General features: G+C 40.6%; 15 protein-coding genes and 4 tRNA genes. 8 read left to right on the forward strand and 11 right to left on the reverse strand.

The annotated features are described in order from the left end of the window. The first annotated feature begins 83 nt into the window (after positions 1-83). Together LOC50_RS13050 and LOC50_RS13055 are read left to right on the forward strand one after the other, a co-directional pair. Entirely contained in the window at positions 84-2003 is a 1920-nt protein-coding gene (locus LOC50_RS13050; RefSeq protein ID WP_138627313.1) for an ATP-binding cassette domain-containing protein, read from the forward strand. Next, positions 1990-2406 carry a TIGR02444 family protein gene (locus LOC50_RS13055; protein WP_036980566.1) on the forward strand — a complete coding sequence of 139 codons (417 nt, stop codon included), beginning with the start codon at positions 1990-1992 and terminating at the stop codon, positions 2404-2406. Before LOC50_RS13050 ends, LOC50_RS13055 begins: the two co-directional genes overlap by 14 nt. A gap of 97 nt (positions 2407-2503) precedes the next feature. Here LOC50_RS13055 and LOC50_RS13060 read toward each other — a convergent pair whose 3' ends face one another. Both LOC50_RS13060 and LOC50_RS13065 read right to left on the reverse strand, forming a co-directional pair. After that, positions 2504-2725: a helix-turn-helix transcriptional regulator gene (locus tag LOC50_RS13060; protein WP_010392331.1), complete on the reverse strand. Its 222-nt coding sequence runs from the start codon at positions 2723-2725 to the stop codon at positions 2504-2506. Beyond that, complete coding sequence (locus LOC50_RS13065) at positions 2718-3218, reverse strand: hypothetical protein (protein ID WP_010392329.1); 501 nt, start codon at positions 3216-3218, stop codon at positions 2718-2720. Before LOC50_RS13065 ends, LOC50_RS13060 begins: the two co-directional genes overlap by 8 nt. A gap of 588 nt (positions 3219-3806) precedes the next feature. Between LOC50_RS13065 and LOC50_RS13070 the strand changes: the two genes are divergently transcribed. The 4 genes from LOC50_RS13070 to LOC50_RS13085 all read left to right on the forward strand — a co-directional run bounded on the left by LOC50_RS13070 (position 3807) and on the right by LOC50_RS13085 (position 7375). Beyond that, on the forward strand, positions 3807-4793 hold the full coding sequence (locus tag LOC50_RS13070; RefSeq protein ID WP_041709582.1) for a hydrolase: 987 nt from the start codon (positions 3807-3809) through the stop codon (positions 4791-4793). 2 nt (positions 4794-4795) lie between these two features. Further along, positions 4796-5041: a YheU family protein gene (locus LOC50_RS13075; RefSeq protein WP_036980572.1), complete on the forward strand. Its 246-nt coding sequence runs from the start codon at positions 4796-4798 to the stop codon at positions 5039-5041. Between the two features lie 60 nt (positions 5042-5101). Then, complete coding sequence (locus LOC50_RS13080) at positions 5102-6292, forward strand: dipeptidase (protein ID WP_250653333.1); 1191 nt, start codon at positions 5102-5104, stop codon at positions 6290-6292. A gap of 174 nt (positions 6293-6466) precedes the next feature. Beyond that, positions 6467-7375, forward strand: a complete 909-nt coding sequence (locus tag LOC50_RS13085; RefSeq protein WP_036980578.1) for a hypothetical protein — start codon at positions 6467-6469, stop codon at positions 7373-7375. Positions 7376-7891: 516 nt separating this feature from the next. Here LOC50_RS13085 and tuf read toward each other — a convergent pair. From tuf to murB, 8 genes are all read right to left on the reverse strand, one after another. Beyond that, on the reverse strand, positions 7892-9076 hold the full coding sequence (tuf, locus tag LOC50_RS13090) for an elongation factor Tu (protein ID WP_036980581.1): 1185 nt from the start codon (positions 9074-9076) through the stop codon (positions 7892-7894). Positions 9077-9211: 135 nt separating this feature from the next. After that, positions 9212-9287, reverse strand: a tRNA-Thr gene (locus tag LOC50_RS13095). Positions 9288-9297: 10 nt separating this feature from the next. After that, a tRNA-Gly gene (locus tag LOC50_RS13100) sits at positions 9298-9372 on the reverse strand. 46 nt (positions 9373-9418) lie between these two features. Continuing rightward, positions 9419-9503, reverse strand: a tRNA-Tyr gene (locus LOC50_RS13105). Positions 9504-9542: 39 nt separating this feature from the next. Further along, a tRNA-Thr gene (locus tag LOC50_RS13110) sits at positions 9543-9618 on the reverse strand. 126 nt (positions 9619-9744) lie between these two features. Beyond that, the gene (locus LOC50_RS13115; protein ID WP_069438921.1) at positions 9745-10443 is read right to left on the reverse strand and encodes a type III pantothenate kinase; all 699 of its coding nucleotides are present in this window, start codon (positions 10441-10443) and stop codon (positions 9745-9747) included. Next, positions 10440-11432, reverse strand: a complete 993-nt coding sequence (gene birA, locus LOC50_RS13120; RefSeq protein ID WP_250653334.1) for a bifunctional biotin--[acetyl-CoA-carboxylase] ligase/biotin operon repressor BirA — start codon at positions 11430-11432, stop codon at positions 10440-10442. Before birA ends, LOC50_RS13115 begins: the two co-directional genes overlap by 4 nt. Continuing rightward, positions 11429-12439, reverse strand: a complete 1011-nt coding sequence (gene murB, locus LOC50_RS13125; RefSeq protein ID WP_214552924.1) for a UDP-N-acetylmuramate dehydrogenase — start codon at positions 12437-12439, stop codon at positions 11429-11431. The genes birA and murB overlap by 4 nt, the downstream gene beginning before the upstream one ends. A gap of 142 nt (positions 12440-12581) precedes the next feature. Between murB and LOC50_RS13130 the strand changes: the two genes are divergently transcribed. Further along, complete coding sequence (locus LOC50_RS13130; protein WP_036980588.1) at positions 12582-14423, forward strand: M1 family metallopeptidase; 1842 nt, start codon at positions 12582-12584, stop codon at positions 14421-14423. Between the two features lie 57 nt (positions 14424-14480). Here LOC50_RS13130 and LOC50_RS13135 read toward each other — a convergent pair whose 3' ends face one another. Continuing rightward, positions 14481-15083: a DUF2057 domain-containing protein gene (locus LOC50_RS13135; RefSeq protein WP_069438917.1), complete on the reverse strand. Its 603-nt coding sequence runs from the start codon at positions 15081-15083 to the stop codon at positions 14481-14483. Positions 15084-15175: 92 nt separating this feature from the next. On the opposite strand from LOC50_RS13135, the gene LOC50_RS13140 reads away from it, so the two are divergent. Beyond that, positions 15176-15547, forward strand: a complete 372-nt coding sequence (locus LOC50_RS13140) for a histidine triad nucleotide-binding protein (RefSeq protein ID WP_013466185.1) — start codon at positions 15176-15178, stop codon at positions 15545-15547. Positions 15548-15651: the final 104 nt, after the last annotated feature.

Consider the following 15651-nt stretch of genomic DNA (forward strand, 5'->3'; position numbering starts at 1 on the left):
CTACTTGATACGATTGATATAGCTAATAAGATCCGTGTTATAATGGCCGCAATTCAATCAAGGCACAGTAAAGTAACGTATTTATGATCCAAATCTCAGAAATAGAACTGCTTCGCGGTGGCAAAGCTTTATTAAAAAATGCATCGGCTACACTATTCCCAGAGCACAAAGTAGGCCTTGTTGGTGCCAATGGCTGTGGTAAGTCAACGTTATTTAGTTTATTAAAGTCTGAGCTTTCGTTAGATGGCGGTAATTGCAGTATTCCTAAAGATTGGTCACTGGCCTCAGTAAAGCAAGAAACCCCCGCCCTTGAAATAAGCGCTATAGATTACGTACTACAAGGCCACCCTGAATATTATGCACTACGTATAGCGCTACGTGAAGCCGAGCAAAATAACGATGGCGACACCCAAGCTAAAGTGCATATTCAGCTTGAAAATATTAAAGGCTATAGCATTGAAGCCAAAGCAGGTGAGCTGTTACATGGTTTAGGCTTTGCTAATAATCAAATAGAAAACCCGGTAAGTGCATTTTCGGGTGGTTGGCGCATGCGCTTAAACTTAGCCCAAGCGCTTATTCGCGATGCCGACTTACTATTACTGGATGAGCCAACAAACCACCTAGATTTAGATGCCGTGTATTGGCTCGAGCGTTTTTTACGTGCCTACACCGGCACGCTAGTACTTATTTCTCACGACCGTGAGTTTTTAGATGCTGTGGTTGATCAAATTTGGCATATAGATAAACAACTTATTAATGTGTACAAAGGTAACTACTCGCAGTTTGAACGCCAAAAAGCTGAGCGCCTATTACAGCAGCAAGCCATGTTTGAAAAACAACAAGAACAAATAGCGCATCTTGAGCAGTTTATTACCCGCTTTAAAGCCAAAGCTAGTAAAGCCAAACAGGCACAAAGCCGTGTTAAAGCGCTAGAGCGAATGGAAAAACTTGCCCCAGCACATGTTGACTCGCCATTTGATTTTGAATTTGCCGAGCCAACCGCCCTGCCTAACCCGTTAATGACACTCGACAAAGCCAAAGCCGGTTATGGCGATGTCACCATTTTAAACAGTATTAAGCTGAACTTAGTACCAGGCAGCCGTATTGCACTACTGGGCAGAAATGGCGCAGGTAAATCAACACTAATTAAGCTGCTCTCTGGTGACTTACAACCTCAAGCAGGTGAAGTGTTTCAGCATCAAGGCTTAAACATTGGCTACTTTGCGCAGCATCAACTGGAGTCTCTAGATTTAAAAGCCAGTGCCGTCACTCACCTTCAACGCTTAAACCCTAAAGCCAGCGAACAATCATTGCGTGACTTTTTAGGCGGTTTTGCCTTTGTAGGCGATAAAGCACTCGACCCTGTAGCTCCCTTTTCTGGCGGTGAAAAAGCCCGTTTAGTACTAGCTATGTTGGTTTATCAAAAACCAAATTTATTACTACTCGATGAGCCAACCAACCACCTTGATTTAGAAATGCGCCACGCTTTAGTTATGGCATTACAAGGCTTTGAAGGCGCTATGGTCACGGTATCGCATGACCGTCATATGCTTAAAAATACCGCCGATGAATTTTATTTAGTTGATAATGGCGAGGTCACCCAATTTGGCTACGACCTAGATGCATATTATCAGTGGCTGCTTAATGCTAATAAAGAAGCCGCTAAAAACGACACCGACGAAGAGCCAAAAGCCCATTCACAAGTTAACCGTAAAGAACAAAAGCGCTTAGAGGCCGAGTTTAGAAAAGCGATTCAACCGCTGAAAAAGCAAATTGAAAAGCTTGAAAAACAATTGGATAAATTTGCTGCAGAATTAGCTGACGTTGAAGAGGCGCTAGGCGATAACACACTTTATAACGATGAAAATAAAGCTAAGCTTAAAGAGTTAATTACTAAACAAGCCACACTTACGCCTAAGCTTAACGATGTTGAAGAAGAGCTACTTATGGCCCTTGAAGAAATGGAACAGAAAGAGCAGGCATTCGCCGATGAACTTGCTTAACAGCAACGATTTTTGGCAGTTTGCATGTAACCTTTATAGCAAAGGTGACATGCAAACGCGCCTGTTGGATTATCAAAACCAGCTAGGTAAAAACGTAAACCTGTGCTTATTGCTTTACTACTTAGATTCTCTCAATCTAACAATTAGCCAAGCACAGCTAAATAAGCTTGAACAATCAATTAGTGAGCTTGATAAGCAGGCATTGAAGCCACTTCGAGCCACACGTGCCTATTTAAAAGCCAATAAAACCGAGGTTACAGATTACGCCGCAATTCGAAAAGCGCTTCTAGGTGCCGAGCTAAAATTAGAAAAGCAGCAACAAATAATATTGATTGATGAAGTTAATAGTATGAATTTAACACCTTGTGCAACGCCCAATAACAGCGATAAATATTTGGCATAATTTTTCACTATTAATTTCATCAGATCATAAAGCCATTTATATTATGAATATTAGCTCTTATATACATGGTTACTTTGGTTTACTTTTATACACCAAGCTATATATCTTTAGTTTTGTATTGAAATACCTCTTCTAAAGGTAAGTTAAAAACTAAAGAAATTTTAAAAGCCACCTCTAAAGTGGGTGAATATTTATTTGCCTCAATTGCCATTACCGTTTGCCGCGTTACGCCAATAGCATCTGCTAACTGCTTTTGCGTCATTTCATCGCGTAAAAAGCGTAATGTTCGAATAGAGTTAGTTATTGCATACTCACTCATAGATATCACCCGTTCTGCCTTTATAAAGCTGCGCTATGTAATTGACTATTTCGGCAATCAAAAAAGCGCCTACCATGATATGCATTGGTAAATATGGAATATTATATTCGATAGCTGGGCCCCAGTTATTAGCTTCAATTTGATATTGAAAAATAGCAACACAAATTCCCGCCTGTAAGATTATGGCCTTGTATTTATAACCCACTAAATTTATTTGCTTTTCTCTCACATCAGGTGGCTGATTTAATTCATTATCACTGATAAATGTAAGTAATAAATAGCTCAATACTATAAGTATCACAGAATAAATTAACACCTGTAGCAATAAGCCAGATAACCAAGAAACAGAACTAAGCTGCTGCGTACTCGCATTCATTAGGCTGTTTACATAAAAGTAAGATATGTACACACTTACTAGTAAATCGATACTCAGCGTCAGTTCTCTAAAACTTATGCTTTGTAAAAGCTCTTTAAAGTGCTCTGAACGAGTCATATAAAGCTAACTCCAAGTAAAATATTTTTGACTTTTAAACTATAAGTTCACTTTTTAGCCATGTCAAATATATTTAACACCAGGTTTATTTTATTTAACCTAAAACAAAGCAACGGTTATTCAAAGCTGAACTTTGCTGACCATCTTTATTATAAAAGTGATTAAAAAATCGCAGATAATTTACTAAAAAGTGCAAAATCGACTTAACTTTATTGATCAAAATCAACATCTGCATTGCCCATTTTATAATCTGTAAAATAGCTTGATCTGGATCATATCAAGTACCACTGAGCCAGCCTATGATTACCCCATAGACATCAGGAGGCAATTATGGACGTATTCTTTAGAGATTTTTTTAGCGACCCAGTACTATTTTTATCATTTGGATTTTTAGGCGTCGTTATTAGTTTATGCCTCTTCTTTGTGTATTTTTTCATGAAAAAAGTACACGATGCAGATATTAAAGAACAGCATTAAGCACGACGCACAAAGCGCCTTATTAGTTTACTGATTAGGCGCTTTTTATTTTTAAATATAAAAAATTTGCTACACTAGCGCTTCGTTAATTGCAAAGTGCGTAGTACAGACATGATCCCTAAGTTCAAACCTGCATGGTGGATGACCAACCGACACGTTCAAACCATAATACCGCGTTTTTTCCGCCCTTTTCATCATACTCGCTACGAACTTGCGCAACTTGATACGCCCGACGGAGACTTTATTGAGCTTGCTTGGTCACTCCCGCATAACGAAAAAGCACCACTCGCAGTGGTACTTCATGGACTTGAAGGCAATATCAACAGTTTTTATGCCAAAGGCATGATGAAGGCATTAAAAAAGCAAGGCTTTGCTGTCGTATTGATGCACTTTAGAAACTGCTCAACCGAAGTAAACCGCTTACCAAGAGCCTACCATAGTGGCGACACCGCCGATTTAGCTTTTTTTATAAATCATTTAAAACAACAGTTTCCAAATCGCCCTATTGTAGCGGTGGGTTTTTCATTGGGTGGTAATGTACTGGCTAAGTATTTAGGCGAAGAAAACATTCACTGCCCGCTTAACGCAGCTGCCGTGATATCTGCGCCCTATGATTTATCATCATCTAGTGATGTTATTCGTAAAAGCTTAGGTAAAATTTATCAAAAATATTTGCTCGATCGAATGAAAAAATCGATGCAACGTAAATTACCGCAAATTAAACAGCAGATACCGATCACCACTGATCAATTAATGGAAATTGACGATTTATTAGAGTTCGATAACCAGCTTACAGCACCGTTGCATGGCTTTGAGAATGCACACGATTACTACAAAAAAGCCAGTGCGATGCCATATTTAAAAGATATTGCGACACCTACACTAATTATTCATGCCAAAGACGACCCTATGCTGTCGATTAAAGCGGTTCCAAGTAGTCAGGATGTAAGTGAGCATGTTACGCTGCGTATCTCTGAAAAAGGCGGCCACGTTGGCTTTATTAGCGGTAACAATCCACTTAAGCCCGTGTATTGGCTAGAGCAAGTAGTGCCTGACTATTTTAAGCAATGTGTATTTAATAACACCGATAATGAGTGACTATGATTATTCCTTTTGAACAACTTGATAAAGACACACTGTACAACCTAATTGAAAGCTATGTACTGCGTGAAGGCACAGATTATGGCGAACAAGAATTCAGTATTGAAAGTAAAGTGGCGCAAGTTAATCAGCAATTAAAAAGCGGCGAAGCTATGGTGTTTTTCTCTGAACTGCACGAATCGGTCACCATAATCTCTAAACGTGAATTCAAAGCATTGCAAAGTGAAGCGCAATTCGACGAGTAAACTTGTCAGACACGACGTAAAAATAGACAATGGTTTTTTTAACTCAAAGAGCCGTTATAAATGATAAAACTAAGCTCACTAGTTGCTGCAATGTCGATTGCATTAACCGGCGCAGTCAGCGCTGAAATAACCCCCTCGGATAAAGCAATCAAGCTTGCTCACGATACCATTTTAATCGACACCCACATTGATGTGCCTTACCGCATTCATGATAAATGGGCGGATGTAACTAAAGCCACTGAGGGCGGCGATTTTGATTACCCTCGTGCAGTAAAAGGCGGCTTAAACGCGCCATTTATGTCGATTTATATTCCTGCCCATTTAGAGTTTGAAGGCAAAGGAAAAAGCTTTCAATTAGCGAATCAACTGATTGATGGTATGGAAGCGATTGCACAACGTGCACCTGACAAGTTTGCCATTGCTGACTCAACACAAGATATTGAGCAACAGTTTAAGGACAATAAAATATCAATCGCCATGGGTATGGAAAACGGCTCGCCTATCGAGGGCGAAATGAAAAACCTACAACACTTCTTTGATCGTGGTGTGCGCTATATCACCCTTGCTCACTCACAAAGCAACCATATATCTGACTCATCATACGATATTCGTCGCAAGTGGAAAGGCTTGAGCCCATTTGGTAAAGAGCTAGTAAAAGAGATGAATAATATCGGCATGCTGATTGATGTATCGCATATTTCGGACGATGCATTTTATCAAGTAATGGAATTGTCTAACACACCCGTTATTGCGTCACACTCTTCACTACGTAAATACACGCCGGGTTTTGAGCGTAATATGAATGACGACATGCTGTTAGCCCTTAAAAAGAACGGTGGTGTGATTCAAATTAACTTTGGTTCAAGTTTTGTTACTTCAAAAGCCGGAAGTTGGTACGATCAATTCAAAAGTAAAAAACAAACAATTACTGAAGAAGGCAAAAAAGTAGCTAAAGATTTTGATGCGATGTACCGCGCTAAAAATCCATTTCCATTTGCTAGCCTTGAGCAAGTTCTTGATCATATTGATCACGTTGTGAAGCTAATTGGTATCGAACATGTTGGTATTGGCTCTGATTATGACGGTGTAGGTGACTCACTGCCTATCGGCTTAAAGGATGTATCTAGCTACCCTAACCTAGTTCAAGGTTTGATGGACAGAGGTTACAGCGACAGCGATATTAAAAAGATTTTAAGCGGTAATACACTAAGAGTGTGGAAGCAAGCTGAGCAATACGCAAAATCGCATTAAGCTTTACGCGCTAGGCTTAGGTCTAGCGCTTATAGCCAATTTAAACACCGTATTTTGCCACTCACGCCCCGCCTTCTTAATTAACCCGTATATTTCATCCTCGTTTAACACATTTTTTAACAGACTTATATTTCGAAAACAGATGAATTACCCATTTTAGAGGCAGATTATTTTATGACTATAAACAAAGGAACTATTGCGATTACTATAGCAACACTTGCCTTGGTAATTTCATGCTACGGAACATTTTTTAAAGATCAGCCCAGTTCACTTAATAAACCCAAGCAACAGCTAAGCCCCACAGTTTCTAATAGTACTCCTGCAGAATATCAGCAATCAAATGAAGCCTTAATTGACGAACTAAGCAAGAAAGTAAGTTCGCTACAACGCAAAGTAGCAAACTTAACACTGCACGCTAATGGCTCTTATCAAGAACAAGATACCGACGAATTTAAGGAACTTGTTCTTGACGTACTAGAGGAAAAACAGCAGCAAGAAGATGAAAAACGACGTGAGCAAAATCCTCTTTATAGCTTTTATGCAGACTTACCAGAAGACTATGATTTAAGGATCAAATCAGAACCTGATTATGCTAAACAAATAAACTCTCAATTAAGAGAGCAAACTTTAGATCCAAGCATCTCTGATTTAAATAGGTTAGCTGCACTGAGCCAACTGCAAATGAATATGTATATTCTAAATAAATCTACTATGCCCGAGTATGACTATGAAGTAGTAGGTAACATGTTAAATTTAGCGAACAACAGTAGTGACGAAAAATTTAAAATTCAAGCTGTTGAGTTAACAACTCAGACACCGGTACTTGATTACCGCCTTGCAGAGCAATTTACAATCTTGTTAGAACAAGACACGAATGATTATATCCGTCGCTTAGCTGCACAAGGGTTGATGGCGCAATACTACCAAGCTCAAAATAAACAAGATGGCTATACAAAGCAAATGGCACAGCATCTACTTTCAGTTTATGACAATACCTCTGACAATGCAGTCAGGGCAACGCTTGACGAAATGATGGGTAACCAAGATATGCTTGATGAATTACGTAAGAATGCTGGTTACTAACTAATTAAGTTCATGCTCCTACTTTGTTACAGCGATAACATGAATACTTTTACTTCAGACATTAAAAAACCCGAGACTGAGCTCGGGTTTTATTAATGCTTAATGCATTACAACTAATGATTACTCTACGATAGTTGCTACAAAGCACCTACCCCTAAGGTAAGAGCGCCACCTTCACATGAAGTAAATTGCAGACATTAAAAAACCCGAGGCTAAGCTCGGGTTTTTCGTATTAATTAGCTAGGCTAATTATTACTCTACGATAGTTGCTACAAAGCACCTACGCCTAAGGTAACTGCGCCACCTTCACATGATGTAAATCGCAGCCATTAAAAAAGGCCACCTAAGTGACCTTTTTCTAACAATTAACTTAAACGTTAATTATTACTCTACGATAGTTGCTACAAAGCACCTACCCCTAAGGTAAGAGCGCCACCTTCACATGAAGTAAATTGCAGACATTAAAAAACCCGAGGCTAAGCTCGGGTTTTTCGTATTAATTAGCTAGGCTAATTATTACTCTACGATAGTTGCTACAACACCAGCACCTACAGTACGGCCACCTTCACGGATAGCGAAACGAAGACCTTCGTCCATCGCGATTGGTGCGATTAGCGTTACTGTCATCTTAACGTTATCACCAGGCATTACCATTTCTACGCCTTCTGGTAACTGTACGTCACCTGTTACGTCAGTTGTACGGAAGTAGAACTGTGGACGGTAACCTTTGAAGAATGGAGTATGACGACCACCTTCATCTTTCGAAAGTACGTATACTTCTGAAGTGAATGTAGTGTGTGGCTTGATTGAACCAGGCTTAGCTAGTACTTGACCACGTTCAACGTCTTCACGCTTAGTACCACGTAAAAGTGCACCAATGTTCTCACCAGCACGACCTTCGTCAAGAAGCTTACGGAACATCTCAACACCAGTACAAGTAGACTTAGTCGTCTCTTTGATACCAACGATTTCAACTTCGTCGTTCACGTTGATGATACCAGCTTCAACACGGCCAGTTACAACAGTACCACGACCTTGGATTGAGAAAACGTCTTCGATAGGCATGATGAATGGCTTATCGATGTCACGCTCTGGCTCTGGAATGTAAGAATCTAGTGCTTCTGCAAGCTCTACGATTTTTGCTTCCCATTGCTCTTCGCCTTCAAGTGCTTTAAGTGCAGAACCTTGAATTAGTGGTAAGTCATCACCTGGGAAGTCGTATTCAGAAAGAAGTTCACGAACTTCCATTTCTACTAGCTCAAGTAGCTCTTCATCATCAACCATGTCACATTTGTTCATGAACACAACGATGTAAGGAACACCAACTTGGCGAGAAAGTAGGATGTGCTCACGCGTTTGTGGCATAGGACCGTCAGTCGCAGCAACTACTAAGATAGCGCCGTCCATTTGAGCAGCACCAGTGATCATGTTTTTAACATAATCGGCGTGTCCAGGACAGTCTACGTGTGCGTAGTGACGAGTTGGTGTATCGTACTCAACGTGAGAAGTTGAGATTGTGATACCACGCTCGCGCTCTTCTGGAGCGTTATCGATTGATGCGAAATCTTTAGCAACACCGCCGTATACTTTTGCAAGTACGTTAGTGATTGCTGCAGTTAGTGTAGTTTTACCGTGGTCAACGTGGCCAATTGTACCAACGTTTACGTGCGGTTTTACGCGTTCAAACTTTTCTTTTGCCATGACGGAACCTATCAGTTTTGTGTATCTAGATTACATATGAAAATAATCCACCATAGGTAGATTAAGTTAATTTTTTCAAATTTCAAATAGTTTTTTCTGACAGATAAAGGAAGTGTTTAAGGCGATTCGATTGACTGGTGCTGATAGGCAGATTTGAACTGCCGACCTCACCCTTACCAAGGGTGCGCTCTACCAACTGAGCTATATCAGCATCATCAAATTGGAGCGGGCAGCGGGAATCGAACCCGCATCATCAGCTTGGAAGGCTGAGGTAATAGCCATTATACGATGCCCGCTTTAAGGAACCTGTTCTTAAACTACCTCTAACCGTCTAGAATAAAGTGGTGGAGGGAGCTGGATTCGAACCAGCGAAGGCTGAGCCGTCAGATTTACAGTCTGATCCCTTTGGCCGCTCGGGAACCCCTCCACGATAATTCTTTACTAAGCACTTCCGGTAAAAGGAAAGTGGTGCCGACTAACCGAGTCGAACGGTTGACCTACTGATTACAAGTCAGTTGCTCTACCAGCTGAGCTAAGTCGGCACTGCTTTAGTACGGGGCGAGATTCTAGAGTAAGGTTTATTGGGATGCAACCAAAAAATTAAAAAAAATGTGATTTAACGCTTCAAATGCTCACTATTCGCGCAAAAAGCTGTTTTTTTGTTGTTTTTAACTCTTTTTAGCTAACTCATACCAGTAATTTAAGCCTTTCATTACTAGCATTGGGTCGAAAATACTCTGTGAAAAATGCCCTTGTAACAGCTGACCATAACCACCCGCAAAAATTAAAAGGCTATTTTTTGTCTTTAAATGCAATCTTGCTTGCTCAATGGCCCCCATAGTTGCCACTAAGGCTCCGTTTTTTAACCCATTAGGGGTGTTTTTTCCAAGCTCATTAGCAAATGGCGTGTTTGCATCATCAAATACCCGCTGAGTATTTTGAGTGAGTGATGAGGTCATCAAATCAAGCCCAGGTAATATCCAGCCTCCTAGATGCTGCCCATCATTATTGAGAACGTCTATAGTGGTAGCCGTACCAGCATCAACAACAATAGCAGCCATATTAGGGTAAAGCGTATAACCGCTAATAAGCGCCAACCATCTATCTATACCCAAATTACCTACTTGCTGATACGCGCAGCGCAACCCACCAAGCTCACTACTAACCGTAGCCTCAAAACAATCAATATTATGCGTTTTGGCTTGCGCTAATAATTGTTTAAGTAACTCGCTACGACCAACACAAGCGTAAATAACAACCGTAATTTGCTGCCATAAAATATTATTAATATCACATGGCTGTATTTGCCCGTTTTCCCACAATACGGCTTTGAGCGAAGTATTACCTACATCAATTAACAATCTCATGCTTGCGCCTTTCTTAATGAAATCTCGCCGCCATAATAACTTTTTACTTCGCCGTCTTGGCGAATACGTACACCACCGTGCGCATCTATACCTTCACAAATGCCACGCCAACTACGATGCCCAGTATTAAGCTCTACCTGCTCGCCTGCAAACGCATTTAATGCATTCCATTGTTGATACATAGTTTGTAAGCCGTTCTTGCGATATTGCGCTAAGCGCTGCTCTAACCAATAAGTTAATGAAGCTACTAGTTGATTTTTATCTAGCTGCTGAGTGTGCTGACTTAAGTCTGTCCATGCTTGGTCAATGTGCTGACTGGCACTTTGTGGCATATTTAAATTAATACCAATTCCTATCACCAACTGACACGGCCCTTGTGGTTGCCCGTCTAATTCAACTAATACGCCAGCGAGCTTTTGTTTGCTTATGTAAATGTCGTTTGGCCACTTTAACTCTACATCAATACCATAAAGTGCTTTTATCGCATCATACACCGCTAAACCAACAGCAATCGATACACCCATAGCGGCTTGTAAACCATCATCTAATCGCCAAAAATAGCTGTAGTATAAGTTGGCACCAAATGGCGATTGCCATACACGCCCTCGACGCCCGCGCCCTGCTTGCTGCATTTCGGCAACGATTACCGTGCCCGACTGAAGTGGTGTTTTAGCCTGAATGCGGCGCATTAGTTCGCTGTTAGTTGAATCAATGAGCGGCTGCACTTCAATATTAGCGGTATTTTGCCCTAACTCAGCATAAAGCTGTTGTATTTTTTCCTGATTAAGTAACCCTACTTGGTTATTTAAGCAATAGCCTTTACCTGTAACTTTAAATACATCTAAGCCCATAGCTTGTAGGCTTTGAATGTGTTTACTAACAGCGGCACGACTAATTCCTAATTCCTCTCCTAAAGCTTGCCCAGAGACAAACCCGCCTTTATTAAGCGCATTTAAAATAGCTAGCTTGTTTCCATCAGGTGCTTTCATGCTAATTGCTCCAAAGAGATATGGCATTCATTGTGTTGGTCAATTAACCGCACTTCGTGTTCTAAGCTTATGTTATAGCGCGCTAAAACAGTGTTTTGAATATGGGTGATCATGCTGATCAAATCATCCCCTGTACTGTGACCATGGTTAACGAGCACCAAAGCTTGCTGCTGATGCACTTCAATACCGGCAATCTTATATCCCTTTAATCCCGCTTGTTCTATTAACCACCCCGCTGCGACTTTATGATGACCGGCTCCGTGTGGGTAATGAGGTAACTCAGGAAACTGCGCAAGTAACGGCACTAACGCAGCATTGGTAATAATTGGGTTTTTAAAAAAACTCCCAGCATTAGCTAGTTTATAAGGGTCTGGGAGTTTGCTATTGCGTGTTTGTATCACCTGCTCACATACTTGCTGTGGCGTCGGGTTTTTTAGTTGTTGTAGCGGTCCATAACTGAGTACTGGTTGCCATATTTTTGGCAGTTTAAAGCGCACTTGGGTGATCACCGCTTTATTTTTTAACGCGTGTTTAAAAACCGATTCACGATAAGCAAAGTGGCATTGCTGATTAGTTAAAGATTTGAAGCAGTTGCTATTAATATCAAAATAGTCAATAGCTTCTACAAATTGCGCAATCTCTACACCGTAGGCACCAATATTTTGCACTGGCGCAGCACCGACAGTGCCTGGTATGAGTGCTAAATTTTCAAACCCTGCTATGCCTTGCTCAAGCAAGTAAGTCACTAATTGATGCCAATTTTCACCGGCAGCCGCACTGACTAAAAAATCATTTTCCCGCTCAGTAATATTAATTCCTTGGGTCGCCATTTTAATAACCGTGCCAGCATAATCATTTAAAAAAATGGTATTACTGCCCTCCCCTAACAGACAAAAAGGCGCGTTAAAGCTCTGAGTTTGAAGCTGCGCTGAGTCGGTGATCTCAATAAAATTTTGGCATTGGCTACTTAATGCAAATGTATGTAGGGGTTGTAATGAGTGCGCCACAAGGGTCCTAAAGGTACCAGTAATTAATCGCTCTAGTTTAACTCATCGTCGCAAATTGCGCATCAGCTTGTAAAAATTGTTCAACCCACTGTGGCAATCATGTTATAAAACGGGTACTTTTTTATTTGTACTCAAGGTAATTATGAAAATCAAACCTCTTTTTTTAAGCCTCGTTATGGCCGGTATGTGCTCGCAAGCAATGGCTAGCGCTATTGATCAAAATTCCTACGCCAACCTTGATGATGTTATCACCACGCATTTAAACCTTGATTTAGACATCGACTTTGCCGACAAGCAATTAGAAGGTTTTGTTGAGCATACGCTACAATGGCAAAACGCGAAAAGCACAAAGCTAGTACTTGATACCCGCGATCTTGATATTGATAAAGTGATGTATCAAACAGCCAATGGCAATTGGCATAAAGCCAGTTTTAACCTTGCTAATCGCGACGATGTTAAAGGCTCAAAACTAACCATTACATTTAAAAGCCAAGCTGAAAAAGTCCGTATTTACTACAACAGTCGCCCAGAAGCGTCGGGCTTACAGTGGTTAACGCCAGAGCAAACAGCCAGTAAAACGCACCCGTTTATGTATAGTCAATCGCAAGCGATACATGCACGTAGTTGGATCCCTGTGCAAGATACACCGGCAATGCGTGTGACTTATTCTGCACGTATTCATACCCCTGAAGATGTGCGTGCGGTAATGAGTGCCGATAATAAAGATGCCCTTTATAAAGACGGCGATTACCACTTCAATATGCCACAAGCAATTTCGCCTTACTTAATTGCGATTGGTGCTGGTAACTTAGAATTTAAAGCGATGTCTAAACAAACCGGTATTTTTGCTGAACCGACTATTTTGGATGCCTCAGTTGCTGAATTTAATGACACCCAAGCGATGATCGACAAAACCAATGCGATGTATGGTGAATATGCTTGGGGTCGCTATGACTTACTTATGCTACCGCCTAGCTTCCCATTTGGTGGCATGGAAAACCCGCGTCTATCATTTATTACCCCAACCGTTGTTGCTGGCGATAAAAGCCTCGTTAACCTGATTGCACATGAGCTTGCTCACTCTTGGTCTGGTAACTTAGTAACCAATGCCACATGGGAAGACTTATGGTTAAACGAAGGATTTACCTCTTATGTTGAAAACCGCATTATGGAAGAAGTATTTGGTCGCGACCGTGCAGTAATGGAGCAAGCGCTTGATGCAGCTGGCCTGCGTGCGCAACTTAAAACCATTGATGCACCAGACACTCGCCTTAATTTAAAACTTAATGGTCGCGATCCAGATGATGCGTTTAGCTCAGTGCCTTACACAAAGGGTCAGCTATTTTTAATCTACCTAGAAGAAAAATATGGCCGTGATAAGTTTGATGACTTTGTTAAAACTTACTTTAATGAATTTGCGTTTAAGTCACTAACCACTGCGCAATTTGTGACTTACATCAAAGCTAACTTAATTGAAAAGTACCCTGGTGTAGTGAGCATGGATAAAGTAAACGAGTGGATTTTTGAGCCTGGTTTACCAAGTGATGCACCTAACCCTACCTCTGATGCGTTCGATAAAGTAGATGCTGCAACACAAGCATGGTTAAAGGGGGATACAACTGCCGCACAATTACCTACTGCAAATTGGACAGTGCATGAGTGGCTGCACTTTTTAAATAACCTACCGCGCGATTTAAGCATTGAAAAAATGACTGAATTAGACGGCGAGTTTAACTTAACCCAATCAACTAACGCAGAACGCGCATTTGCATGGTACATGCTAGCAGTGGGTAACGGTTACCAACCGATTTACCCTGCGCTTGATAAACACTTATCGGGTATTGGTCGTCGTAAGCTAATAGTGCCACTTTACAAAGCACTTATTACACATGGTAAAAAAGACTGGGCACAAAGCGTGTACTTAAAAGCACGTCCAGGTTATCACCCACTTGCACAAGGTACCATTGACGCGTTATTTGAATAAATAATAGCGTTACCAATAAACTAAAAAGGGCCAATTTGGCCCTTTTTTAATGCTTAATTATTTTGTTACTTTATCTAAAAAAGCCTGCCTTTCAGCGAGCGTTGCTTGTTGCCACCAAAAGTCGAGCATATTTGCCGCACTTGGCATGCCTTTTCCATTAATTGGCGTAATCGGTTTAATGGGACGACTCGGTTTTTGCGGGCCCGCTGGGGTTGCTGTTGTTTGCTGGTTAAACTGTGCGCTTTGAACTTGTCGTTCGGCAATAATATTTAATGGCTTAGCTAAGGTGCTGCCTTTTGCTTTTAAACTCACTTGCGGTGCTTCAGCAAATACTTTTGCCGCTACCGCATTTTCAGCACGATTAAATACTAAGGTGTAATCTTTACCCGCTTCAATGGTTACATTCACCCAAAAAGGTTCTGATTCAATCACTTCATGATCGTCATAACCTAAGTCATATAAATCTGTGTATTTAAGTTTTAGCTGATAAGTACCCGGTGCTAATTCAACATCATCAACACGACTAAAAAGCGAACTTTCAATTATTCGGTCACCCACTTGCAAAGGAACAAATTCCTCAGGAAAGTGAATATTTTCTGCCAAACTCGATGCACTCAGTAAGAGCGCCGCTACACTGCCTAATAATATTGATTTACGCATAATTACTCCTTTAGTTGATTTCAGTTTGACACTGCTAGCAAAATTTGTCATTAGTGACACATATATTAATCAAATAAATTAGAGTCATCATTATGAGCCAAGAGACTATTTTTACTAAAATTATTAATCGCGAAATTCCAGCCGATATTATTTACGAAGACGATGACACGCTAGCGTTTAAAGACATTAATCCTCAAGCGCCATTTCATGTATTAATTATTCCCAAGCAACCAATTGCCACTATAAATGATATAAATAATGAAAACTCACATTTAGTTGGTAATTTATACACGGTCGCCGCAAAACTGGCCAAGCAACACAACTTTAGCGATGACGGCTACCGCGTTGTGATGAACTGTAATGAACATGGTGGCCAAACTGTGTATCACATACATTTACATATGCTCGCAGGTAAAGAAATGGGCTGGCCTCCATACCAAGAAACTAAAAAAACGGCGCTATAGTGCTTAGTTAAATCTTAGATTAGTTTAAAAAATCAAAAATACGGCGTTTTTCTTACTACACGAAAAAAAACAATTACTTATTTGCAACATTTTATGTTTAAATA

Origin of the sequence: Pseudoalteromonas sp. SCSIO 43095 (genome assembly GCF_023650455.1) — a bacterium.
GTDB lineage: Bacteria > Pseudomonadota > Gammaproteobacteria > Enterobacterales > Alteromonadaceae > Pseudoalteromonas > Pseudoalteromonas tetraodonis.